This is a genomic window from Brevibacterium sp. Mu109 (assembly GCF_900169375.1).
Classification (GTDB): domain Bacteria; phylum Actinomycetota; class Actinomycetes; order Actinomycetales; family Brevibacteriaceae; genus Brevibacterium; species Brevibacterium yomogidense_A.
In genome coordinates, this window is the sequence record NZ_FXZF01000021.1 from 39,892 (window position 1) to 63,174 (window position 23,283).

Annotated in this window: 19 protein-coding genes and 1 riboswitch; of the genes, 9 read left to right on the forward strand and 10 right to left on the reverse strand. The window is 68.5% G+C overall.

The window, feature by feature from the left end:
• The first annotated feature begins 66 nt into the window (after positions 1 to 66).
• The 4 genes from BSP109_RS12680 (at position 67) to BSP109_RS12695 (ending at position 5,813) form a co-directional block, all read left to right on the forward strand.
• Positions 67 to 1,233, forward strand: coding sequence for a thiolase family protein (locus BSP109_RS12680; protein ID WP_101601100.1), 1,167 nt, complete (start codon positions 67 to 69; stop codon positions 1,231 to 1,233).
• Entirely contained in the window at positions 1,230 to 2,912 is a 1,683-nt protein-coding gene (locus BSP109_RS12685; protein ID WP_101601102.1) for an AMP-binding protein, read from the forward strand. Before BSP109_RS12680 ends, BSP109_RS12685 begins: the two co-directional genes overlap by 4 nt.
• Positions 2,913 to 3,098: 186 nt before the next feature.
• The gene (locus BSP109_RS12690; protein WP_257944688.1) at positions 3,099 to 5,114 is read left to right on the forward strand and encodes a S1 family peptidase; all 2,016 of its coding nucleotides are present in this window, start codon (positions 3,099 to 3,101) and stop codon (positions 5,112 to 5,114) included.
• A 213-nt stretch (positions 5,115 to 5,327) separates the two neighbouring features.
• Positions 5,328 to 5,813: an META domain-containing protein gene (locus BSP109_RS12695; protein WP_101601105.1), complete on the forward strand. Its 486-nt coding sequence runs from the start codon at positions 5,328 to 5,330 to the stop codon at positions 5,811 to 5,813.
• Between the two features lie 186 nt (positions 5,814 to 5,999).
• Here BSP109_RS12695 and BSP109_RS12700 read toward each other — a convergent pair whose 3' ends face one another.
• Together BSP109_RS12700 and BSP109_RS12705 are read right to left on the reverse strand one after the other, a co-directional pair.
• The gene (locus BSP109_RS12700; protein ID WP_101601107.1) at positions 6,000 to 7,631 is read right to left on the reverse strand and encodes a class I adenylate-forming enzyme family protein; all 1,632 of its coding nucleotides are present in this window, start codon (positions 7,629 to 7,631) and stop codon (positions 6,000 to 6,002) included.
• The gene (locus BSP109_RS12705) at positions 7,628 to 8,581 is read right to left on the reverse strand and encodes a cyclase family protein (protein ID WP_087004197.1); all 954 of its coding nucleotides are present in this window, start codon (positions 8,579 to 8,581) and stop codon (positions 7,628 to 7,630) included. Before BSP109_RS12705 ends, BSP109_RS12700 begins: the two co-directional genes overlap by 4 nt.
• Positions 8,582 to 8,964: 383 nt before the next feature.
• Here BSP109_RS12705 and BSP109_RS12710 point away from each other — a divergent pair, with 383 nt between their 5' ends.
• Both BSP109_RS12710 and BSP109_RS12715 read left to right on the forward strand, forming a co-directional pair.
• Entirely contained in the window at positions 8,965 to 9,549 is a 585-nt protein-coding gene (locus BSP109_RS12710) for a TetR family transcriptional regulator (RefSeq protein WP_101601108.1), read from the forward strand.
• A gap of 125 nt (positions 9,550 to 9,674) precedes the next feature.
• A complete protein-coding gene (locus BSP109_RS12715; RefSeq protein ID WP_101601110.1) occupies positions 9,675 to 10,913 on the forward strand; it encodes an acyl-CoA dehydrogenase family protein in 1,239 nt (412 codons plus the stop codon).
• A 108-nt stretch (positions 10,914 to 11,021) separates the two neighbouring features.
• On the opposite strand, the gene BSP109_RS12720 is transcribed toward BSP109_RS12715, so the two are convergent.
• From BSP109_RS12720 to BSP109_RS12735, 4 genes are all read right to left on the reverse strand, one after another.
• A complete protein-coding gene (locus tag BSP109_RS12720; protein WP_101601112.1) occupies positions 11,022 to 12,635 on the reverse strand; it encodes a hypothetical protein in 1,614 nt (537 codons plus the stop codon).
• Positions 12,610 to 14,139: a hypothetical protein gene (locus BSP109_RS12725; protein ID WP_101601114.1), complete on the reverse strand. Its 1,530-nt coding sequence runs from the start codon at positions 14,137 to 14,139 to the stop codon at positions 12,610 to 12,612. Before BSP109_RS12725 ends, BSP109_RS12720 begins: the two co-directional genes overlap by 26 nt.
• Positions 14,140 to 14,380: 241 nt before the next feature.
• Positions 14,381 to 15,058: a TetR/AcrR family transcriptional regulator gene (locus tag BSP109_RS12730; protein ID WP_087003104.1), complete on the reverse strand. Its 678-nt coding sequence runs from the start codon at positions 15,056 to 15,058 to the stop codon at positions 14,381 to 14,383.
• A gap of 213 nt (positions 15,059 to 15,271) precedes the next feature.
• Positions 15,272 to 16,084: a hypothetical protein gene (locus BSP109_RS12735; RefSeq protein ID WP_101601115.1), complete on the reverse strand. Its 813-nt coding sequence runs from the start codon at positions 16,082 to 16,084 to the stop codon at positions 15,272 to 15,274.
• A gap of 30 nt (positions 16,085 to 16,114) precedes the next feature.
• Positions 16,115 to 16,226: riboswitch (SAM riboswitch) on the reverse strand.
• A gap of 131 nt (positions 16,227 to 16,357) precedes the next feature.
• Between BSP109_RS12735 and BSP109_RS12740 the strand changes: the two genes are divergently transcribed.
• On the forward strand, positions 16,358 to 17,488 hold the full coding sequence (locus BSP109_RS12740) for an NAD(P)-dependent alcohol dehydrogenase (RefSeq protein WP_101601117.1): 1,131 nt from the start codon (positions 16,358 to 16,360) through the stop codon (positions 17,486 to 17,488).
• Positions 17,489 to 17,605: 117 nt separating this feature from the next.
• On the opposite strand, the gene BSP109_RS12745 is transcribed toward BSP109_RS12740, so the two are convergent.
• Positions 17,606 to 18,469 carry an NAD(P)H-dependent oxidoreductase gene (locus tag BSP109_RS12745; protein ID WP_101601119.1) on the reverse strand — a complete coding sequence of 288 codons (864 nt, stop codon included), beginning with the start codon at positions 18,467 to 18,469 and terminating at the stop codon, positions 17,606 to 17,608.
• Here BSP109_RS12745 and BSP109_RS12750 point away from each other — a divergent pair.
• Both BSP109_RS12750 and BSP109_RS12755 read left to right on the forward strand, forming a co-directional pair.
• Positions 18,391 to 18,936: a helix-turn-helix domain-containing protein gene (locus BSP109_RS12750; RefSeq protein ID WP_257944689.1), complete on the forward strand. Its 546-nt coding sequence runs from the start codon at positions 18,391 to 18,393 to the stop codon at positions 18,934 to 18,936. The two genes, BSP109_RS12745 and BSP109_RS12750, sit on opposite strands and share 79 nt — an antisense overlap.
• On the forward strand, positions 18,887 to 19,501 hold the full coding sequence (locus tag BSP109_RS12755; protein WP_146001158.1) for a TetR/AcrR family transcriptional regulator: 615 nt from the start codon (positions 18,887 to 18,889) through the stop codon (positions 19,499 to 19,501). Before BSP109_RS12750 ends, BSP109_RS12755 begins: the two co-directional genes overlap by 50 nt.
• Before the next feature lie 187 nt (positions 19,502 to 19,688).
• On the opposite strand, the gene BSP109_RS12760 is transcribed toward BSP109_RS12755, so the two are convergent.
• The 3 genes from BSP109_RS12760 to BSP109_RS12770 form a co-directional block, all read right to left on the reverse strand.
• Positions 19,689 to 20,876: an acyl-CoA dehydrogenase family protein gene (locus BSP109_RS12760; protein ID WP_101601125.1), complete on the reverse strand. Its 1,188-nt coding sequence runs from the start codon at positions 20,874 to 20,876 to the stop codon at positions 19,689 to 19,691.
• 123 nt (positions 20,877 to 20,999) lie between these two features.
• Entirely contained in the window at positions 21,000 to 22,352 is a 1,353-nt protein-coding gene (locus BSP109_RS12765; RefSeq protein ID WP_146001159.1) for an AMP-binding protein, read from the reverse strand.
• A 38-nt stretch (positions 22,353 to 22,390) separates the two neighbouring features.
• A partial coding sequence (locus BSP109_RS12770; protein WP_180959732.1) for an ISL3 family transposase occupies positions 22,391 to 23,283 on the reverse strand: 893 nt, incomplete at its 5' end.

Consider the following 23,283-nt stretch of genomic DNA (forward strand, 5'->3'; position numbering starts at 1 on the left):
CAGGGTCTGCGGACTGACAGAGTTACTGACTGCACGGACAGTGGAGTCCCACGAAGGAGTGAGTCGATGCCGGAAGCAGTGATCGTCGATGCGGCGCGTACAGCAGTGGGCAGGAGGGGCGGAGCCCTGCGCGACGTCCATCCCGTCGACCTCGGGGCGCACGTGCTGCGCGGACTCGTGGAGCGGAACGGGATCGACCCCGCGCTGATCGAGGACGTGGTCTTCGGCTGCGTGACCCAGGTGGGGGAGCAGAGTTCGAACGTCGGCCGGTGGGCGGCTCTGGCGGCCGGCTTCCCGGAGACCGTCGCGGGGACGACCGTCGACCGTGCGTGCGGATCGTCCCAGCAGGCACTCACCTTCGCCGTCGCCTCCGTCATCGCAGGCCACAGCGACATCGTCATCGCCGGAGGCGTCGAGTCGATGACGCGCGTGCCCATGGGCTCCCAGCGGAACAACGGGCCGGGCAAGGCCTTCGGCCCCTCCATCGCGGAGCGCTACGGCCGTGAGGGCTTCAGCCAGGGCGAGGGTGCGGAGATGGTCGCGGAGCGCTGGAACCTCACGCGCACGCAGCTCGATGAGCTGGCGCTCGAATCGCATGCGCGCGCACTCGCCGCGACCGAGGCCGGGGTCCTCTCCGAGCAGATCCTCCCCATCTCCGGACTCACCAAGGAGGGAGAGTCGCAGGACTTCCGCAGGGACGAGGGCATCCGCCCCGGCGGCACGCTCGAGAAGCTCGGCACCCTCCCGACGGTCTTCAAGGAGGACGGTGTCGTCACGGCCGGCAACTCCTCGCAGATCTCCGACGGTGCCTCCGCACTCCTCGTGATGACGCCGGAGCGCGCCCGCGACCTGGGGCTCACCCCCATCGCCCGGGTTCACACGGCTGCGCTCGCCGCCACGGATCCGGTCATCATGCTCACCGCGCCCATCCCGGCGACGGAGAAGGCTTTGAAGAAGTCCGGCCTGTCCGCTGCCGACATCGGCATCTTCGAGGTCAACGAAGCCTTCGCCTCCGTCCCGCTGGCATGGATGCAGGAGTTCGGCGTCGGCGCCGACCGAGTGAACCCGAACGGCGGAGCGATCGCGTACGGTCACCCGCTCGGTGCGTCCGGTGCCCGCATCATGACCGACCTCATCCACCACATGCGCGCGACCGACACGCAGTACGGCCTGCAGACCATGTGCGAGGCCGGCGGCCAGGCCAACGCCACGATCCTGGAGCTGATCCGATGACCGCGAACACTCCTACGCAGCAGACCGCAGCGACCTCGGCCTCGGCGACCCCTGCCTCGGCGGCGGTGCCGTCACCGCAGCCGGCGACCCGTACGATGGGCGAGCTCCTCTACTCGGCCTTCACCCGCTTCGATCGGCGCACCGCGTTCGTCGACGGCGACCGCACGCTCACCTACGCGCAGTCGGCGGCCCGGGTCCAGGCCATCCGCGACTCGCTCCGTGCGGCGGGGGCGAAGCCCGGCGACTACGGCGCGCTGCTGGGCAGCAGCCGGCCGGAGACGTTCTTCTCGACGTCGGCGATCTACCTCGAAGGGCTGCGGGTGAGTCCGCTCCATCCGGAGAACGGCATCCGCGACCATCGCCAGTCGCTCGAGCTCTCGCAGGTGCAGTACCTGCTCTATGAGCAGGGGCGGTTCGACGACATGGCGCGCGAACTCGCGGAGACCGTCCCCGGCCTCACCGTCATCCCCGTCGAGATCCTCGATCCGGCATCGCAGGCGCAGGGCGCCGAGGCCGTCTCCGGCTTCTCCGTCCTCGACCGGCCCGTGCGTGTGGACCCGGAATCGGACGCGTCGCTCGGATTCTCCGGCGGGACGACCGGAACGCCCAAGGGGATCGTGCGCTCGCACCGGACGATGGTGACGAATGCGCTCTTCACGGTGATCGACTGGGAGTGGCCGGCCGACAACCGGTTCCTCGTGACGACGCCGATGTCCCACGCCTCGGGTGCGATGGCCCTGCCGATCCTGCTGCAGGGCGGCTCGATGGTCATGCTGGACAAGTTCTCGCCGCAGGCGTTCGTCGATGCAGTCGCGGAGCACCGGATCTCGTCGACGTTCCTCGTGCCGACGATGATCTACCGGCTCCTCGACCTGCCGCAGGAGCAGCTGGACCGGCTGTCGTCGCTGGAGACCGTCGTCTACGGCGCGTCCCTCATGGACCCGTCGCGGATGCAGGAGGCGCTGACCCGGATCGGGCAGGTGTTCCTGCAGCTCTACGGCCAGTCGGAGGCGCCCAACCTCATCACCGTCCTGCGGAAGGAGGACCATGATCCGACTGTGCCGGGCAGGCTCGCATCCGCCGGCCGGGCGACATCCTGCGCGGACCTGACGATCCGGGATGACGAGGATCGTGAGGTGGCGATCGGTGAGGTCGGCGAGGTGTGCGTGTCCGGTCCCATCGTCATGACCCGCTACTGGCAGAACCCGGAGCTCACGGCGGAGACGCTGCGCGACGGACGCCTGCACACGGGTGACCTGGGCCGTCTCGACGAGCACGGATTCCTCAGCATCGTGGGCCGTAAGAAGGACATGATCATCACCGGTGGGCTCAACGTGTACCCCGCCGAGGTCGAGGCCCGCATGCTCGAGCACCCCGCCGTCGCCCAGGCGTGTGTCGTGGGGATCCCCGACGCGGACTGGGGAGAGCGGGTCGTCGCCGCAGTCGTGCTGCGGGACGAGCCTGCAGCACCGGACGACACCGCCGCCGAGGTCCCTGCCGGGGACCGCGGATCGGCTGCGGCCGATCTCGGCGAAGAGATCCGGGCCTTCGTCCGGGAGGAGAAGGGGAGTGTCCAGACCCCGAAGGACGTGATGTTCGTCGAGAGCGTCCCCGTCACGAAGATCGGGAAGCCGGACAAGAAGGCGATGCAGGAGCAGCTGGCGGCGTCCCTCGCCTGACCGCGCGCAGGGCGAGTGCATGTGATGTGGGCAACGCGAACGTTGTGATCATTCGGTGACCAAAATGGTCAGAAGTGTTACGCAGCCGCGATCTTTGGCACAGTGTCCACTGAGCGTCGTGTAGTTCAGCTGTGCGATGTCGGAGATTTTCGACTCGATGTCATGAGAGATCAGAGGAAGAACAGTATGAAGAATCCTGAGACGGGCAAGCGGTTCGTCGCGCTGAGCGCGGCCGTTGCCATCGGACTCGGCGGAGTGGCCCTCACGGTCCCCGCCATGGCAAGCAATGACGTGCCGAAGGATCTGGGTGTCGCGGCGACCGCCGCGCTGACGTCCGATGCCGGCGTCGCAGCCGTCGGATACAACGCCGAAGGCGATATCGCCGTGCAGGTGGTCGAGGGCTCGGGCGTCGACGCAGACGACGATGCACTCGAGGCGGTCACGGCATTCGCCAAGGCGAAGACAGGCAGCGAGCCCGTCGTTTCCGAGATCGCGAACGGCTACTCCACGGTGAACTCGGAGGACGTCGTCGGCGGCGCGGGATACGTCGTCCACGAGCCGGGCTCTCAGCAGGCCGCCGGGCTGTGCTCGATCGGGTTCCCCGCCACCGGCCCCGATGGCGAGGACGCGCTCATCACGGCAGGGCACTGCTCCGAGGAGGGCAACGACGTCTACCTCGAGCGCCCGTCGACGTCGAACGCCGGCACGGGCGACTACACCGGTGAGCTCACCTTCGACTGGCTCACGACTGAGACGGTCGGTACGTTCACGTACTCTGCATGGGCGGACACGCTCATCGATCCGGACAATCCTCCGGCGGACTGGAACGATCCTGAGTCGTACGATCCCGCGTCGACGATGGACTTCGGCATCATCACGCTCAACGACGACTCGATCACGACGCACGCCGAGGTCACCGACTGGACGACCGCTTCGGGCGACGATCTGTCAGCATCGACGAAGCCCGTCGCTGGCGTCAGCGACGTCTCGATGGACGACGTCGGCGAGCCGATGTGGCGCTCGGGTCGGACCTCGGCCATGCAGGAAGGCACCATCGGCGGTAAGAACGATGGCGTTATCGGTGACATCGTTGACGGATACTCTCTCATCGGGGACCCGGTGACCGGAGACATCGCGGTCGTCCACGGATTCGCAGCCCAGGCCTTGGGCATCCCGGGCGACTCCGGTGGCGCCGTCATGATGGGCGACCAGGCGGTCGGCGTGACCTCCGGCTCGAACTACGACCCGGCTACCGGCGAGGGCGACTGGATCTGGGTCGCTGAGCTTGATGAGGCCCTCAACCACATGCCGCAGGGCTACGAGGTCAAGACCGCCGGCGACGAGCCGACCGAGGAGCCCACCGAGGACCCGACCGAGGAGCCCACCGAGGACCCGACGGACGAGCCCACTGAGGAGCCGACCGAGGACCCGACCGAGGAGCCCACCGAGGACCCGACGGACGAGCCCACTGAGGAGCCGACCGAGGAGCCCACCGAGGACCCGACGGACGAGCCGACCGAGGAGCCGACGGACGAGCCCACCGAGGACCCGACCACGCCGGCACCGACTCCGACGGACACGGACTCCCCGGAGCCCACGGAGACTGCTACCGACGAGCCCACGACCCCGGCGCCGACCCCGTCTGAGACGGAAGAGGCGGACGAGGACGCTGAGCTGACCGTCGACCCGCGCGAGATCGCTGCTGAGCAGTTCCTCGCCGAGGACGAAGACCAGGCCATCGACGAGGACCGCGGCGTCACCTACTCCGTCACAGGAGTGGAGCCCGGTTCGGACGTCACGTTCGACACCTACGCGTCGACCGATTCCGCATCCGCCAACGCGGGCTCGGAAGAGGCGCCGGCTGAGGACTCCGACGATGCACCGGCCAAGTCGGTCACGGTGACCGCTGACGAAGACGGCAACGCGTCGTCCCGCGTCTGGGGCCTGCCGACCGCACCGGCCGAGGCCTACATCGGTGACTACGAGGTCATCGTGACGGCTGAGGGCGAGACGCTCGAGAGCTCGTTCGAGGTCGTCGGTGAAGACGGCGGCGACGGCGGCCAGGATGACGGCGACAACGGTGAGGGCGGGGACGACCTGCCGCGCACCGGTTCGACCACCGCTCCGCTGGCTGCAGGCGCAGCCGGACTGGTCGCCCTGGGCGGCGCACTGGTCTACGTGGCTCGTCGCCGCAGGGCCTGAGCACAGCTGAGCCCGGAGGCGCTCCGACTTCCTGAGACGGGGCACTGACGGTTGGTGAAGGGGCACTCGCACACGCGAGTGCCCCTTCGTCATCGCCGGACAGAGCCGACGCACCTCACCGCCATGAAACGGCAGGTCGAGCGGCATTCGGGTGCCCCTCAGCCTCGCCCGTTAGCATGAGTCAGCCCGACCCCTTACCCCACGGAGGGACCCATGAAGGTACCGATCCGCCTGGCAGCACTCACCGCTTTCACCGCACTCGCGCTCACCGGATGCGGGACGAACGGAGGCCCCGGGGAGGACCCCACAACGGACGCTCCCGCCGCGGATCCTGTCTTCGAAGGTCGCTGGGTCGCAGAGGACCCTGACGACGCGTTCCTCGAGTTCACCGAGGTCGACGAAGGCGGCGGCACGATGGGCGGATCCGACGGGTGCAACGGACTCCAGGGGGAGTTCCGCATCGATGGCGACACCGCAGAGATCGACCGGGGCGCCGGCACGCTCAAGGGCTGCCCCGGAGTCGACACGTGGCTCAGCGGAGTGACCGTGGTCGTGGTCGACGGGGACACGATGCACATCCAGGACGACGAGGGCGACGAGCTCGGCGTGCTGACGCGTGATGAGGGAGGCGCCGCCACCCCGACTCCGACCGGCAGCGCGGGAGCCTCGATCGACGAAGCAGAGGATTCCGACAGCTGAACCCAGCGCGACAGACGGCTGTGGGCCGGAAGGATCCTCATCCTTCCGGCCCACAGCCGTCTCCAACGGTTTTCCGACCCGCAACGGGTCGGCCCCGCAACGGGTCGGCCCCGCACCGGGTCGGCGTCGGCCATAGCCGCCCAGCGGAAGGCCCACCCGCGCTGTGCCCCGCGCGGTGCCTCTCGCCTAGTCCCGCAGCGCTCTGCGCATGATCTTGCCGGTGGCGGTCTTCGGCATCTCGTCGAGGATCCCGATGCTGCGCGGGATCTTATAGGCGGCCAGCTGCTCGCGGCAGTGCGCCACGAGCTCCTCCTCCGTGACGGACTGGCCCGTCTTGACGGTGACGTATGCGGCGACCGTCTCGCCCCGGTAATCGTCCGCGACCCCGACGACCGCGGCCTCGGACACCGCCGCATGATCGTAGAGGACCCCCTCAACCTCCCGCGGCCACACCTTGTACCCCGCCGCGTTGATCATGTCCTTCTTCCGGTCGACGAGGTAGATCCACCCCTCGGCGTCCCGGAACGCGACATCGCCCGTATGGAGGAAGCCGCCATCCGTGATCTCCGCGGCCGTGGCCGCGTCGTTCTGCCAGTAGCCCGGGGTGATCTGCGGTCCGCGCGCCCAGATCTCCCCGTACTCTCCGTCCGGCAGGTCTGCACCGGCGTCGTCGACGATCCGCAGCTCCGTGTCGTACACGGCGCGTCCCACGGACAGTGAGCCCGAGTCCGGGTCGACCGGTGACCGCTCACCGACCGGCCCGACCGTGATCGGCGACGCTGTCTCGCTCATCCCGTACGCGCTGTGGATGTAGGAGCCGTACACCTTCTCCAGTCGATCGGACAGCGACGGGGCCACCGGGGCGCCGCCCGTGTAGATGACCTCCAGGCTGTCGAGGTCACCGTCCCGCAGCTCCGGCGAGTCCGCGATCGCCATGAGCGCGGTGATCGCGCCGATGGTGAACACGGGGTGCCACTGCCGGATGGACTCGATCACTGCGACAGGGTGGAATCGGTGGCTCAGGACGAGCGGACACCCGGCTCGGATGCCGTACGCCAGATGCCCCACCGACCCCGTGATGTGGAAGAGCGGCGCGACGGCCAGGATCGGCTGGCCCGGCTCGAGCCCGCCCATCTGCACATACGTCTCCGCATTGAACGCGATGTTGCCGTGCGTGTTGATCGCGCCCTTGGGGTTGCCCGTCGTGCCCGATGTGTACGTCAGCAATGCCGGATCCGACGCCGAGGTCCCCGGCCGGTCCGCGGCCGCCTCCCCTCGAGGAAGGTCGTCGAGGGACAGCAGAACCGTGCCCTCGGGAGCAGGTCGAGCCGCTCCCACGTCCGCTGCCACGGCCTCGACCCGGATCCCGTCGCCGTCAGGCTGCCAGCGGAGGAAGCCGCCGATCACCGTGACGCCGACGGAGGAGTCCGGGACGGCCTCGGCGGCGACGTCGTCCCACAGGGTCGTCAGGGTCACGAGTGCCTTCGCGCCGGAATCCTGCAGGTGATAGCGCAGTTCGCGGGCGGTGTTCATCGGGTTGATGGGAACGCCCACGGCCCCGAGCTTCCACGCCGCGATGACACCGACCGCGAAGAGCGGATCGTTCTGCGTGTACAGAGCGACCCGGTCTCCGACGCCGATGCCGTGGCCGGCCAGCGATGCAGCGAGCGTAGCCGCCTGTTCGTCGACCTCGCCGAAGCTCAGCGTCTCGCCGAATGGATGCAGGAACGGCTGGTCCGCGGATTCCCCCACCCGGTGCTCCCACGCGTCGAGCATCGTGGGAGAGGCCGGTGTGAGTGATTCCGTCAGCGCCTTCATCGGATGGCCACCGGATTGACCGGCGACCCCGTCGCCCGGTGGATCTTCAGCGGTGCCGCGACGTAGAGGAAGTCCCAGCGGCCGTCCGCAGCGCACGCGGCGGCCAGCTCCTCCAGGTCGCAGATCTCCGTGAGCGCGATGCCGAGGTTGCGCATGAGCGCGTTGTGGAGCGTGAGCGCCACACCGGTGTCCGGGTCGGTCGTCACCTCGTTCGCGATCGTGTCCGTGACGAGGTTGGGGATCTCCATCTCATGGAACCACGTCACGAGCTCCGGGCTGTACTGGAGCCCCGGCTCGCAGAAGTCCTCATAGAACGCGTCGCCCTGCTCGAAGAACAGCTGCAGGTGGTTCGTGCGGATGAGCAGGATGTCGTGCTTCTCGATGGTCACGCCCTGAGCCTCGGCGGCGGCGAGCAGGTCGGTGTGGTCGAAGGTGCGCTTGGACTCGATCGCCTCGACGCCGAAGTGCCGCGCCATGTCGATGAGGACACCGCGTCCCACGACGCCGCGCTGGGCGATCGGCTCGACACTGGCCTTGTCCAGGCCGCCGATCGTCGTGCGCGCGTCGTAGCCGTTCCAGATCTGTCCGCCGTACCAGACGTGGCCCAGCGCGTCGTACTGCGTGGACCCCTGCAGGAACGCGACGAGCTTGTCGTCCGCGTAGTGGAGGCCGCCGGGGAAGGCGGGGGCGTCGTCGCCGTCCCACGCGGATTCGTCGATGACCATCTCGCGCTCGGCGGGGAGCCGTGACGGCCAGACCGGATCGCCCTTCGGATCGCCGATGAGGCGCTGGAGCGTGTGGACCTCGCCGCCGCGGATGCTGCGGACGCCGCGCAGGACCTGGTCGTTCGTCAGGAAGTTGAGGGAGCCCACCTCATCGTCGTCACCCCAGCGTCCCCAGTTCTTCGGGGCGTCTGCGAGGAGGTCGTTGAGATCCGGAGCATCGGACATGATCGTCACGCCTTTCGGGAGGGTTCACGCCTGCGCGATGCGGATCCGCCGTGGGGGCCGCGAGGATGATCAGGTGCGCGGGGCGTGCCGGTCGTCGTTGGCCGGTGCCGCCAGCATTGCCGTCGCCTGGCGGGGTGTCAAGGGGTGCGCGGGCTTTCGAGGCGAACGCACGTTCGGGGTCATGGCCGCTGTGCGGAATGGGTGCCTGTGGGGCAGCTGCTGGAGAGAATGGCCAGCTGTCAGGACGACTGGGTGTGCACGGTGCTCTCTCAGGGCTGCAGGCTGGTCGTTGACGAACAAGCGTTCGGTGCGTAGCGTGTCGATCAGCCGGTGCCGTGGGCGAATCGGCGAATGCTGCGGCCAGCAGTGCGAAGGAGCAGACGATGGCACGGACGAGGTCGACCAGGGACGCGATCCTGGACGCCGCCGTGGATCGGTTCGAGCGCCTCGGCTACCACGGGACGACCATGCGCGACATCGCCCGGGGAGCAGACCTGACAGTCGCCTCGATCTACAGCCATTTCCCCTCGAAGCAGCAGATGCTGCAGGACATCATGGTGCGCGTGCTCAGCGATGGGCTCGCCCTCACCCGCAGCGCAGTGCTCCGCGCAGGGCCCCGACCGGATGAGCAGCTGAGCGCACTGATGCACGCGTGGCTCCTCTTCCACACCGAACGGAGGGCGGAGGCGCTCGTCGGCGCATCGGAGATCCGCAGCCTCGATGCGCACGGTCGCCGTCTGATCGTCGCGCTGCGGGACGAGCAGGAAGCGATGTTCCGCGACGTCGTCATGCGGGGCGTCGAAGACGGAGCGTTCGCCACTCCGTATCCGGCAGACGCCGTGAGAGCGCTCATCACGATGGGCACATCGGTCCCGTCCTGGTACCGCCCGGACGGCGAGCTCACCCCGGAGCAGATGGCGGAGAGATACGTGCGACTCGCGGCGGCGACCGTCGAGTCGGGTCGATGAACCAGCGACCGCACCGGGCACCGCAGTCGCGCCAGACACAGCAGACAAGCCAGACACAGCTGTACTCGGACAGCCGTGCACCGAAGAACTCGTACACAGACAGCCGTACACAGAATGGAGAGATCATGACCGATCAGCTGAAGGCGATGCCCGTGAGACCGGACGTCGACTCCCTGGACCTGCGCCCCTCGGCGCGTGCACTCGAGCTGCGTGAGGAGCTCGTCGACTTCATGCATGCCAGCGTGTTCCCGGCGGAGGCCGAGTACGACGCATACCGGGCCGAGCGCGACCCGCGCGACGGGTCCGTGCCGCCCGTCGTGGAGACCCTCAAGGCGGAGGCCAAGTCGCGCGGACTGTGGAACCTCTTCCTGCCGTCCGAATCGGGAATCAGCCAGCTCGACTACGCGGGGCTCGCGGAGATCACCGGGTGGAGCCTCCACCTGGCTCCGGAGGCCACGAACGGCCAGGCGCCGGACACCGGCAACATGGAGCTGCTCCACATGTTCGCGACGGAGGACCAGAGCAAGCAGTGGCTGCAGCCGCTGCTGAACGGTGAGATCCGCTCCGCGTTCGCGATGACGGAACCGGCGGTCGCGAGCTCGGATGCCACGAACATCGAGACGACGATCCGCCGCGAGGGCGACGAGTACGTCATCTCCGGCCGGAAGTGGTGGACGTCCGGGGCGAAGGACCCGCGCTGCAAGATCATGATCGTCATGGGCAAGACCGATGTGGATGCGGAGAAGCACAAGCAGCAGTCGATGATCCTCGTGCCGATGGACACTCCCGGTGTGACAGTCGTGCGCGATCTTCCGGTCATGGGCCACCACGACCAGCACGGCCACTGCGAGGTCGAGTTCAACGACGTCCGCGTGCCCGCGGCGAACCTCTTGGACGAGGAGGGCTCCGGCTTCGCGCTCGCCCAGGCGCGCCTGGGCCCGGGTCGCATCCACCACTGCATGCGTGCGCTGGGCGCGGCGGAGCGGGCGCTGTCGCTGCTCGTCGACCGGTCGCAGAACCGGATCGCGTTCGGCAAGCCGCTCGCGGAGCAGGGCGGGGTCCAGCAGGACATCGCCGAATCGCGCATCGCGATCGATCAGGCGCGACTGCTGTGCCAGCACGCGGCTCGCACCATCGACATGCATGGCAACAAGGCGGCTGCCGGGCTCATCTCTGCCGCGAAGGTCGCCGTCCCGCGTGCCACTCTGCAGGTCATCGATCGTGCCATCCAGGTCCACGGCGGTGCGGGTGTGAGCGACGACGTGCCGCTGGCCGCGATGTACGGCTGGCACCGCGCGATGCGGATCTTCGACGGCCCGGACGAAGTGCACCTGCGCACGCTCGCCAAGCGCGAACTGCGCTGACTGAGCGCTTCGCTGACCAAGAACTGCGCTGACCACGAGGTGATCTGAGCGCGAGCTGCGCTGAGTCAGAGGCGCCGAGGCGGGGGAGACGACCCACGCCTCGGCGCCTCAGCCGGCTGTCGCGCTCGCGTCCCACGCGTCGAGGAACTCCCGTTCCCATCCGCGAGGCGTGCGGTCGGCGCCGGCGAGCCTGTTCGCGGCCTCCTGTGCGGTCCCGTCTGCGGTGGATGTGAAGGCCAGATGGTCGTCATCGACGAAGATGATCTCTGCGGTGCCGTCCCACCCTGCGGTGCGCAGTGCGCTCACGAGGGCGGTGCGACCGTCGTCGCTGCGCGGGTCGGGTCCCGTCGATCGGCCGAGGCGGATCCGCAGGTCCGCCGCGTGCGAGATCTCCTCGACGTCGACGGAGGTGAAGCCGGCCTCCCAGAGTCCTGCGACGAGCTCGATGTGGTCCGGCCAGTCTGCGGCGCGGAAGACGGAGCCGGTCCCCGCTCCGCTGGTGTGCTTCACGGTGACGTCTGCGTCGGATTCCAGCGGCCAGTCCGGCGAGGAGACGAGCCGTGCAGCCGCGCGCAGTCCGTCCGCGTCGGCCGCGTGGGCGGTGAGCGTGTCATCCACGGCATCCGCCGAGGCCGTCGCCACCTCTGCATCCGCGAGTGCGGCCAGCGCGTCCGCCACATCGTCCAGGTCGCCGGAGTCGCCGAGACCGTCGATCGAGAGTCCCGAGTCGGCCTCGACGGTGAACGTGCCGATCGTCTGGTCATCGAAGTGCTCGAGGAGCGTTCGGTGGGCGGGGACCGCGTCTGCGTCCTCTGCGACCGTGAGCGTGCCCTCCGTGACGACAGGCGGGTGCTCGGCGGCCGGGTCGGAGTCGTTCTCGTCCGCGGTGGTGCCGGTCGTCTCACTCGCGGCGTCGCCGGAATCGACAGAGTCTGAAACGTCCGCGTCGGGGTGCTTGCTGTCGGGATGCTCGACGGTGATCTCAGCTCTGACGACCTCGGTACCGGTGTCTGCTGCGGCCCGATGGAGTGTGCGCGCCGCCTCGGACACTGCGACGGCACCGAGGTCCAGCCGATAGCGTGGGCCGCCATCGTCCGCGGGCGCAGCCTCGACCTGCACGACCCCGCTATCCTCTGCAGTCTCTGCGGCGGTGTCTGCCGCCTCCTGGGCCCATGCGTGCACGTCGGTGCCGTCGTCCAGTTCGATCTGCGTCGTGCCGCCGATCTCGCCGAGGCTGCCGGCACTCACATCCGGAAGCGTGAGGAGGCGCGGGAGGAGACTCAGGTCGATGTTCTCCGATTCGGGGACGCAGTTGCAGCTCGTGCTGGTGTCAACGGGAACCTCACCGGTGAAGGGGCCGCTCGAGATCGTCACGTGCGGTGGGCCGTCGGGATAGCGGTGGTCGTTGACGAGCGCGAAGGCGTCGTCCCCCGTCGAGCGGAGCGCGGCCGCATCGGCCTCCTCGTCGAGGGCGACGGTGAAGGCGGTAGCGGTGGTGTCGTCCGCGCCATGCGCTTCGTCCGTGGGCAGGTGCGGGCCGTCGACCGAGGCGACGGCAGGCAGGGCGCGCAGGGCCTCGGCGGCGGTCCCGTAGTCGGAGGCGGGACGATCGTCTGCGAGGCCGCAGCCCGTCGCGACAAGCAGCAGCGCAGCGATCGAGGCGACGATGGCGGGGGAGCGGCGGGCCTGCATGCGCTCAGCCTGCCGTCGCGTCCCAGGCATCGACGAACTCCTGTGCCCATTCGGACAGCTCGGCGGAGGCGTCGCCCTGGGGGTTGTGCGGGTTCAGCGCCTTGCCGTCGGCTGTCGACTCGAACGTGAGGTGCTGGGAGTCCTCAAGGGTGATGCGTGCGTTGGCCTGCCAGTCGGCGCCGCGGAGCGCTGCGATGAGGGCGTCGCGACCTGCAGCGGTCGTGAAGTCCGGTCCCTGGCCGCGATGGATCGTGACATCGGTGGCCGATTCGCCGCGCTCCGTCGCGTCGATGAAGCCCGCGTCCCACAGCGATGCGAGGACGTCCACGCGTTCGCCCCACCACTCAGCAGCGAGGGAGGAGTCCGCATCCGGTGAGTCCGGGTGGTGCAGCGAGACGCGCTCCGTGGGCTCCAGCGGCCACGACGACGAGGACACTGCGTCCGCGACGTCCCGGAGGACACCGGTGTCGGGTGCTTCCACCTCAGCCTCCCGCAGTCCCGCGGACACCGAGGTCAGCGAAGCGCCCAGGTCTTCGATCTGCTCGTGGGCGGACAGGACGTCGTCGATCGAGGGAGCGCTCGGGCTGTAGTGGCTCTCGACGGACGAGCCGTAGTCCAGACGGAGCCCGTCGCCCGTGTGGAACGTGAAGCCGGTCAGTGCGTCGTACTCGTCGGTGAACACGTCATCGAGCTGTTCGAGCGCGTCGAGCGACTGGAGCTCCAGGTCGGCGTCGACGTCTCCCTCGGTGTAGACCTCCGCCGTGACGACCGTCGCGTCCGCGGCGTCTGCAGCTGTGAACAGCTTCTGGACGGCCTCGGTGTTCGCCTCGGAGCCCAGGTGGAACCTGAATGATTCCTCGAGGTCGTCGGAGTCCGCGGGGACCCACCTGCGGTCGACCGCCGAGCTGCCGGCAGCGGAGCCGGCGGCTGTCTGCGCGTCCGTTCCTCCGTCTGCCCCAGGGGTGTCGTCGGGGCCCTCCGTCTCCTGTGAGTCCTCCTCCGCGGGATAGGCGTGCACGCGTGTGTGCCCGTCCCGGGTGACGGCATCCTCGACCCAGGTGCGCAGGTCCGCCCCCTCCGCGAGGGTGACGGTCGCAGTGCCGTTGCGCAGGATCCCCGATGCGACGTCCGGCAGCGCATGGAGGTGCGGCAGATCCGTCAGGTCCAGGCGGTCCGATCGGTATGTGCCCGTGTCCGGATCGCTGTAGCCGTACGCGCCCTCGAGGGTGTACGGTCCGCTGACGATCGTGAGGGGCGAGGCGTCATAGCCGACTCCGGCGTCTCCGAGCAGCCGCATGATGCGACGGCCTGTCGTCCGGAGCGCGGCCTCGTCGGCCTCAGCGGAGATCTCGGCGGTGAACGCTTCCCCGTCCCCGTCGGTGTCGACCGACTCGACGGCCGGGAGTTCGGCGACGGATTCGGCGAAGGCCTCGTAGTCGACCTCCGGCTCGGATCCGACCTCGCCGCAGGCGGTGACGGTGAGCACGAGGGCGAGGCCGCTCAGGAGCGCGGGGGCGCGGAGACCGGCAGGCATGTCTCGGACCGGACAGGGGCCTCGGCGGCGGGGTGTGCGCGTGCTGGTCATATGACCAGTTTGCGTGAGGCGGGGGCCGCCGACGATGACGCCGTCGTGCCCGAAGCCGCACATGTGTGGCGGATCAGGCACGACCGCGGACGGGGGCCGGGTTCAGGCCAGCGGTGAGCTGGCTGCGCGTCGGTCGTGAGCTGGTCGTGGACCCGCCGTGCTGAGGCGGACGCCCGCCTCAGCATCAGCGTCAGCGCTTGATGGGGGCCGCGGTGCCGTCGAGTCGGCCGCTGAAGTCCGCGATGTCCTCGAGGGGGAGGGCGAGCAGGCGCTCGAGCTCTGCGTCGTCCGGGTCATGGGCCAGCAGGCGCAGGCTGAAGCGCGTGTACTCCCGCTCCAGGTCGTCGACGGTCATGTCGCCGTCCGTGGAGAACCACAGGGGGATCGCGTTGATGATCGACAGGATCGCGCGCGACGCGGTCTCAGAGCTCTCGACTGCGAAGACGCCGGAGGCCCGGCCCTCTTCGACGACGTCGGCGAAGATGTTGCGGGACTCCTTCTGGAGTTCGCGGATCGTCCCGAAGCTCTCAGGGTTCAGGCGCTCGGTGTCCCGCAGGATCACACGGCTGATCTGGCGGTACATCGACCGGTAGCGAACCGTGAAGCGGACCAGCACGGTGAGCCGGTCGATCGGATCCGACCCCGCTGCGTCGACGGTGGCACGCGCCCGCTCGCTGAACCACGTGAAGGCGTTGTGGATGAGCTCGTGCAGTGCATCCTGCTTCGACGGGAAGTAGTAGTACAGTGCGGAAAGGCTGAGCCCCGCCTCCTGCGCGATGTCGCGGATCGACGCACCGTCGAATCCGTGCCGTGCGAAGGTGATCCGCGCGGCGCGCAGGATCTCAGCGCGTCCGTTGGTGGTCGCCACGTCGAACTCCTCTTTCGTCATCCGCTGTCGGAAGCGCTTCCACGTGACGGCGACACTGCCGCGCGTGGGCTCTTCGGACGAGCTATGGTCTGCGGTCTCACCGATCTGAGTGATCGTTCGGTAAGAACATATTGAGACACTACCCGAAATTCTGAGCGGGTGGCATGGATGAGGTGCCCTGCCGACTGTGATTCACGGCGCGTCGTCGGGGCGTCACCACCTTCGTCGGCGGTTCTCGCCCCGCACGCCGCCGTTCTCCACGGCGTCCCGCAGCTCGTCCGCCCGCCTTCGCGCATCCGCCCACCTGCGCTGCGCGCTGTCGAAGCCGTCGCGGACTTCGAGCAGGGTATGTGCGGCCTCGGCCTCCGCGCGGTCACGGATCGAGCGCTCGCGGAAGGTCTGCGACGATTCGTCGACCGATCGGCGGCGCCGGTCCCGCTCGCGCGAATCCGCATTGCTCCAGCGCTTCGGGTCCGTGTGCGGATCGAGCCCGTAGCGCGCGCGGCGCCGGGCCAGGACCGCGTCGTAGCGTGCGGCGTACACGCGCGCCGTGTCGTATGCGTCCGACGCCGTCGGGTCGAATCCGCGCTCCTCCGCGCGCAGGAGCGCGTAGTGCGTCGCGGCTTCGGGCGACAGGCCCCGGGTGAGGAGGAACGGCCAGCCGGCGCAGACCTCGGCGTCGAAGGTGTGTCCCGGCTGGCTCAACGGGTGCTCGACCGTGTGGTTGTGCGGGTGCGCCGCGTACCGCGTGGCCGGCACCCACCGCAGCGACACGATCCATGCGGCGAAGGTCGCGGGCGTGAATCCCAGGGCGACCGCGATCCTGGCTCTGCCGGCCTGCTCGGCGGATGGCGGGACCCGGCCCGCGGTGAGGCTGGACGACCTGATGCCGAGGATCCCCGCTCCGGACGGCCGCGGCAGGTACCGGAGGGTGACCCGTGCCCACGCGAGGGCCTCGTCGTGGGTGAACCCCTCCCAGGGATCCGTGGTGGGGTTCGAATGGTCGTGAGTGGATGGTGAGGACATGGGGTCCTGCTTCCCCGAGGCTGAGCCTCGCATCGAATCTTGCCCGCGGGGGGCACCGCGGGCCCGTTCTCCGCCTGGGGGCACCCGGCCGATCATCGGGTTGCCGCGCGGTCAGCCAGGCCTTCGACCGCATCTCTGGAACGTGTTTCAGAGTATAAGGAGGGGAGCGGACACGGAGGCCGAGGCCGGGTCACCGTCCGTCACACGGCCGAGCCGCCCGGCGTCCCGCTGACATACTGTCGGGGACGCATATGTCCCACCCCAGGAGGAACTGTGACCATCACCGTCAAGGCACTGCAGAAGACCGGTCCCGACCAGCCGTTCCGCGTGGCGGACCTCGAGCGTCGCGATGTCGGTCCCCGCGACGTCCTCATCGACATCAGGGCCGCCGGGATCTGCCACAGCGACATCCACACGATCCGCAACGAGTGGGGCGAGGCGCACTTCCCGCTCGCGGTGGGCCACGAGATCGCAGGCTTCGTCGAGGCGGTGGGCTCGGAGGTCACGGACTACGCAGTCGGCGACCGCGTGGGCGTGGGTTGCCTCGTCAACTCGTGCGGCGAGTGCGCGGCGTGCACCGACGGCGAGGAGCAGGAGTGCACCGGCGGCAAGGGCCAGAAGGTGGGCACGTACAACTCCGTCGACGTCGACGGCTCCATCACACAGGGCGGCTATGCGCAGAAGGTCGTCGTCGACGACCGGTTCGTCCTGCGCATTCCCGACGCGCTGGACTTCGACCGTGCGGCGCCGCTGCTGTGCGCCGGCATCACGACCTACTCGCCGATCGCCCGCTGGGGCGTGGGCGAAGGCACGAAGGTCGCTGTGCTGGGCCTGGGCGGTCTGGGCCACATGGGCGTCCAGATCTCTGCGGCGAAGGGCGCGGACGTGACCGTGCTGAGCCGCACCCTCAAGAAGGAGGAGACCGCGCTGAAGCTGGGCGCCTCACGCGTGCTCGCGACGACGGAGGAGGACTTCTTCCGCACCCACCGCGGCGAGTTCGACTTCATCCTCAACACGATCAGCGCGGACATCCCCCTCGACAAGTACCTCGGTCTGCTGCGCCCGCGCGGCGTCATGGCGGTCGTCGGACTGCCGCCGGAGAAGCAGCCAGTGGGCTTCGGCGCGCTGATCAACGGCGGGAAGGTGCTCACCGGTTCCAACATCGGCGGCATCCGCGAGACGCAGGAGATGCTCGACTTCTGTGCCGAGCACGGACTGGGCTCGTGGATCGAGAAGGTGGGCGTCGACGATGTGGACGCGGCCTACGACCGCGTGGTGGCGGGTGACGTGCTCTTCCGCTTCGTCATCGACACGTCGACGTTCGACAGCGCGAAGGGTGCTGAGGCGGTCGGCTCTGAGGCGGATAGTGCTGAGGCGACGTCCGTCGAGGCCCGGGTCGGCTGACGTGAGCGGCCCGTCTCGCTCCACTCTTCCGCGAGGGACGGGCTGAAGGTTCGAGGGCCGGGCGTGTGCGCCCGGCCCTCGAACCGTAGAGGCGTCCCTCGCGGCAGGACAGCAGCGTCACCCGACTCGCAGGCCCGACGAGGCGAACTCTGACGGGGTGAGTTCTGACGGGGTGGGTTCTGATCGTGCAGGTCCCGCCTCGTCTGTGCCGGGCTGACGCGTGGAGTGGACTGCGAGTCCCGAATGATCGGGTGCGAGTGCCGGTCTGAGGACGAGCTCCTCGTCGTAGTCGCCGCCGTTCTGCGAGCGGTAGGGGATCGGACCGGTCTCTCCGATCGCGGTGACGTGCCGGCGAATCGTGTCGGCAGCTGCGCGGTACTGCTGGTCGTCCAGGCGGTTCGCGCCGTAGACGGCGACGGGCGGGAGCACGGACATGCCCGTGTACCAGAAGGTGCCGTGCAGCAGCGGGAAGAGGACCTGGTCGAGCTGGCCGTTGATCCCGCGCGGGCCGAAAGCGGGCTCAGGTCCGCCGATGCTGGTGAGGACGAGTGCGCGCTTCCCGGACAGGACCCCCTCGCCGTAGCGCAGGGTCCTGCCCGGATGGTCCGGATCGGTGACCCCGTAGGCGTAGCCCTTGACGAACACGCGGTCGATCCAGCCCTTCAGGATCGCCGGGGGCGCATACCACCAGAGCGGGAACTGGAAGACGACCGCATCGGCCCAGTCGAGCTTCTCCTGCTCGGCAGTGATGTCCTCGCTCAGGGTGCCCCGGTCGTAGGCGTGTCCGGACGCCCGGCCGATACCGGCGGGATCGTCGTGGTCCAAGTCGCCGCGGTCGAGGGTGGGCTTCCACCCCATGGCGTAGAGGTCTGAGACACGGTGGGAGTGTCCTGCTTCCGTGAGTGGGGCGAGGCCTTCATCGCGCAGGGCCGAGTTCAAGGAGTCCTGGTCCGGGTGAGCGAAGATCCACAAGATGTTCATGGGGTCCTGTCCCGTTCACCCGGCGGTTCCGTGCCGAGGTCGGTATGACGCCCCGGCAATGGCTGATCCAACAGCGGACCGAACGGGCACGGGAGCTGCTCGAGGTCTCCGACCTGCCGATCGACGAGGTCTCGGAGAGGTCCGGTTTCGGCACGGCAGTCTCCCTGCGCCAGCACTTCAGGGACACCCTGGCCACGACGCCGAGTGCCTACCGCAGGACGTTCCGCGGCGTGACGAGTCCCCGCGCGAAGGTGCAGAGCCGGTCTCCGAAGCCCGGCCACGCTGTATTACTTCTATCCCCCGCTGCGTATGGGGCTGAGGGGATCGGTTCGCGGTGTGCGATGGCGTGCATGACGTCCATGGGTCTACCGCGTGAGATGATCGTGCTGAGAACGGCACAGGCGAGGACTGAGAGTTTTGACCGAAGCTGGAATGCGACGACGAGCGCCGAACTTCATCGACCGTGAAACGGTCATCACCGCTGCCTTGCAGGTCTTCGCGGAGCGCGGCTTCCACGGCGCCTCGATGCGCGGTATCGCCGCCGTGGCCCAGACGTCGCAGTCCAACCTCTACAACTACTTCGACTCCAAGGACGGGCTGCTGAAGTTCGTCCTCGAGGCGACCGGCCGTGAGCTTGCCGATGCGCTCGATGCTGCCGAAGCCGAGGCGGGGGAATCACCCGTCGACCGCCTCGTCGCCGCCGTCACCGCCTACATCCGGTTCGTCGTCGCGAAGCCCAGTGCCTCGACCGTCGGGATCACGGAGTTCCGCTATCTGTCCGGCGACGACCGTGCGAGCGTCATCCACGAGCGCGACCGGACCGAAACCGTCTTCCGGCGCATCGTGGAGGCCGGAGTGCGCGCGGACGACTTCGACGTCGCGGACGAAGGGTTCGCCACACGAGCTCTTGTGACGCTGTGCAATGCGATGTCCGGATGGTATCGGCCGGATGGCCTGCTGAGCCCCGACGACATCATCGTCCGTCAGGTCGATCTGGCGCTCGGCCTGGTGCGCTCGCCGCACCGTCGCTGACACCTCACACACCCTGCCCTCTATGAGTGCATGCACGCTGAGACTGCATGCACGACGAAACGCCGGCTACTGGTTCGAAGCACCGCGCCGTGGGCGTGTGCTTCGAACCAGTAGCCGGCGTCTCGACTGAAGCGGGGAGGCGAGGCGCTGCCCCAGTCCCCAGTCCCCAGTCCCCAGTCCCCAGCTCTCAGTCGCGACCCAGGAGGTCGTCGGAGATGATCCTCATCTGGATCTCGGAGGAGCCCTCGAAGATCTTCGTGAGGCGCGCATCGCGCCAGTGGCGCTCGACGGCGAAGTCCTTCGTGTAGCCGGCGCCGCCGTGGATCTGCACGGCCTCGCTGGTGACCTTCTCCGCCATCTCTGCAGCCAGGTACTTCACCATCGCGGCCTCACGGTCGCAGCGCGCGCCCGTGTCGATCTGCGTGCACACGTGGTACATCAGCTGACGGCAGGCCTCGATCTGCGCGGCCATGTCCGCGATCTTGAACCGCAGGTGCTGGAAGTCGGCGAGCTTGTGCTTGAACTGCACGCGCTGCTTCATGTACGCGATGGAGTCCTCCAGCGCAGCCTGCGCCAGACCGATCGAGCGGGCCGCAGTGTGCGCACGCCCGACCTCCAGGCCGGACACTGCCTGGTAGAAGCCCTTCTCCTGCTCGCCCAGCAGCGCATCGGCCGGCAGGCGCAGGCCGTCGAAGTTCAGGTCCCAGGTCTTCCACCCGAAGTAGCCGATCTTCCGCGCGGGTGTGCCGGACATGCCCTCGGGGAAGGAGCCGCGCTCCTTCTCCAGCAGGAACGTCGAGATCCCGCGGTGGCGCTTCTCCTCGTCCGGCGAGGATGTGCGCGCGAACAGGATGATGTAGTCCGCCTGATCGGCGTACGTGCACCACATCTTCGTGCCGGTGATGATCCACTCGCCGGTCTCCGGATCCTTCTCGGCCTTGCACTTGATGTTCGCGACGTCGGAGCCGGCTTCGGCCTCCGACAGGGCGAAGGCGCCCAGGTACTCGCCGGTGGCGACCTTCGGCAGCAGGCGCTGCTCCTGCTCCTCGGAGAATCCGCCGCCCATGCCGTTGCCGCGGGCCAGCAGGCCGGACACGCTCATCCATGCGCGCGACAGTTCCTCGGCGACCAGGCAGTACTCGAACACTCCCAGATCGAGTCCGCCGTACTCCTCCGGGATGAGGATCCCGAAGAAGCCCATGTCGGCCATCTGCTGGACCATCTCCTGCGGGAAGTCGCCCTCTTCCGGATCGACCTCATTGGCGATCGGCAGGACGACCTCGCGGGCGAACTGACGGGCGAGCTGCTGGAGCTCGACCCGTTCCTCGGTCATGTAGTGGGGTGTGCCAGGGCGCGGGCGCGGCTTGTGCGTCATCCGAAATCTCCTCAACCGTCGATCGTGGTATCAATCGATCTTCGTCATTGTACAAATGTAATCAATCCACTGGGAAGTCGTCTCGCTCAGTGATGCGCAGTCCGACCAGCGGACCGTGCGCGATCAGCTCCCCGCACCCTCTGCGACAGGCTCGTTCGCCCATTCGCGCAGGGTCACGGTCCGGATCTTCCGCCCGTTCGTCCCGGCTGTGGTCGGCATGTCCTCGACGATGCGCACCTCCGACGGCACCTTGTAGCGGGCGAGCTCCGCCTTCGTGTACGCCTGCAGGCCTTCGCTCGTCACGGTCGCGCCGGGCGTCGTCACGACGAAGGCGACCGCCTCCGTCTCGCCTGCGGCGTCCGCACGGCCGACGACCTTCGCGATGATGACCTCCGGGTGCGTCGCCAGGTGCATCTCGATCTCCGCGGGGTCCACCATGAACCCCTTGAGCCGCAGCACGTCGCCGATCCGGCAGATGTACGCGTACGTCTGCCCGTCGACGGCCTCGGCGAGGTCACCGGTCCTGAACCAGCCGTCGTCGGAGAACGCCTTCTTCCCCTCGCCGGCATCGCCCAGGTAGCTGGTCACCACGTTCCGGCCGCGCAGCTGCAGCTCGCCGCGCTCGCCGTCGGGCATCTCCTCCTCCGTCGCCGGATCCGCGATGCGGTACGCGTAGTCGTCCGCAACCAGGTGGCCTCCGCCGCCGACGCGCGGCTCGACGTCCCCGTCGAGCGTCCAGAACGAGGTGAGCGCGAAGACCTCCGACGAGCCGTACACGCCCACGGACCGCGTCCCGAACTCGGCCGCGGCCCACGCGGCGATCTCCTCCGACATCCCCTGGAAGTCGCCGATCCCGGTCCACCGCCAGCTGGAGAGGTCCTCGCGGCTGGAGGCCCACACCTCGCGCAGCCGGGCGAGCATGTCATCGCCTCCCACGTAGTGCGTCCCGCGCTCTGCGGCCCACGCCCTCAGCAGGACCTCGGGCTCGAACACGGGCTGGATGAGGACGCCCGCACCGCCGAACAGCGCGACCATCCCCGCGACGTAGCCGAACACGCCGGAGTAGGGCAGAGGCTCGACCATGAGGTCACCCGGCCGGAACCCCACCTGCGCCGCCGCAGACTGCATGTGGTGGATGGTGTCTGCCTCGCCGTGCGCGGCGAGCTTCGGCATGCCCGTCGATCCCGAGGTCGTGAACGCGACCGTCAGCACGTCACGGCTGTTGTCGCCGCCGTCTCCCGTCGTGCCGCCGCTGTCCGTGCGCAGACCGGCCACGGCCTCGGGCGCGGGCTCCTGCAGCTGCGAGGCATCCGCACTGCCGCCGCCGAGGTCCCAGGCACCCAGGTCCGGCTCCTCACTCGACCCGGGGGCCGGGGTGACGAGGACGAAGGGCGTGGGGGTGTCGTCGGGCAGGCCCTCGGCGACCCGGCGCAGCGTCGTGAGGAAGTCCACGCGCTGGAAGCCGTGCGCCGTCACGAGCACCTTCGGGCGGGCCTTGACGGGCTCTTCCGGTTTCAGAGTGCGTTGACTCGGTTCGATAGCTGTCCGGAGTGGAGCAGGCAGCGTAGTACGTAGTGCCCGAAGTTCCTGAAACCCAGGCCGATACCTCGCAGATGCTCGAGGCGTCCGTTGATCGCCTCGACCGGACCGTTCGATGCGCCTCCACGTTCGAAGAACGCCAGCACCTGCGCCCGTTTCCGCCACAGCGTCCTGCCTAGTTGAGCAAGCTCTTCAAGTCCGTGCGGCAGGCCCCTGCGCAACTGGTCGATCACCTTCTGCATGAGCCGCCTGCCGGTCTTCCGGTCGGGATGCTGATAGGCATCGATGACGTCCTGATAGACCAGGTACGTCACCTCCAAAGCGATGTGATCGTCGTGCTCGGCCCACAGCCGCTCCAGCCGGTCTGTGCCCCTCTTGTTCAGCAGAGATCGCCTTGTCAGCAGAGTCCGTCGTCCCTGATAGAGGAGGTCTTTCTTCCGGCCGCGATGTCCATGGATGTGCTGCTGCAAGCGTTGTCTGCAGGCGGTGAGCTTCTGCCCGGCGAGCTGGACGACGTGGAAGGGATCCATCAAGGGTACGGATTCCGGCAGCGACTCCGTGGTCGCGGTGTGGTAGCCGGCGAACCCATCCATCGTGACGACCTTGACCCCGTCGCGGAATGCTGGGGAGCGCTCCTGCAGCCAGGTGGTCACGACTCTGGCTGAGCGTCCCGCTTTGACATCGAGCAGACGTGCTCGGCCGGTCCCGTCGATGAGTGGAGTCAGGTCCACGAAGATCGTTGCGAAGGAATCTTTGCCCTGTCCGCGTACGTGCTTCCAGCAGTGCTCATCGATCCCGAGGACCCGGACTCCCGCCAGATGGTCAGGATGGGCGTAGATCAGCGATTTCGCTGCGTTGGTGGCCAGGT

Bases quoted from the DNA above. Each gene is read 5' to 3' on its own strand.
- BSP109_RS12680 (WP_101601100.1), top strand. From the start codon at position 67: ATGCCGGAAGCAGTGATCGTCGATGCGGCGCGTACAGCAGTGGGCAGG.
- BSP109_RS12685 (WP_101601102.1), top strand. From the start codon at position 1,230: ATGACCGCGAACACTCCTACGCAGCAGACCGCAGCGACCTCGGCCTCG.
- BSP109_RS12690 (WP_257944688.1), top strand. From the start codon at position 3,099: ATGAAGAATCCTGAGACGGGCAAGCGGTTCGTCGCGCTGAGCGCGGCC.
- BSP109_RS12695 (WP_101601105.1), top strand. From the start codon at position 5,328: ATGAAGGTACCGATCCGCCTGGCAGCACTCACCGCTTTCACCGCACTC.
- BSP109_RS12700 (WP_101601107.1), bottom strand. From the start codon at position 7,631: ATGAAGGCGCTGACGGAATCACTCACACCGGCCTCTCCCACGATGCTC.
- BSP109_RS12705 (WP_087004197.1), bottom strand. From the start codon at position 8,581: ATGTCCGATGCTCCGGATCTCAACGACCTCCTCGCAGACGCCCCGAAG.
- BSP109_RS12710 (WP_101601108.1), top strand. From the start codon at position 8,965: ATGGCACGGACGAGGTCGACCAGGGACGCGATCCTGGACGCCGCCGTG.
- BSP109_RS12715 (WP_101601110.1), top strand. From the start codon at position 9,675: ATGACCGATCAGCTGAAGGCGATGCCCGTGAGACCGGACGTCGACTCC.
- BSP109_RS12720 (WP_101601112.1), bottom strand. From the start codon at position 12,635: ATGCCTGGGACGCGACGGCAGGCTGAGCGCATGCAGGCCCGCCGCTCC.
- BSP109_RS12725 (WP_101601114.1), bottom strand. From the start codon at position 14,139: ATGCCTGCCGGTCTCCGCGCCCCCGCGCTCCTGAGCGGCCTCGCCCTC.
- BSP109_RS12735 (WP_101601115.1), bottom strand. From the start codon at position 16,084: ATGTCCTCACCATCCACTCACGACCATTCGAACCCCACCACGGATCCC.
- BSP109_RS12745 (WP_101601119.1), bottom strand. From the start codon at position 18,469: ATGAACATCTTGTGGATCTTCGCTCACCCGGACCAGGACTCCTTGAAC.
- BSP109_RS12760 (WP_101601125.1), bottom strand. From the start codon at position 20,876: ATGACGCACAAGCCGCGCCCGCGCCCTGGCACACCCCACTACATGACC.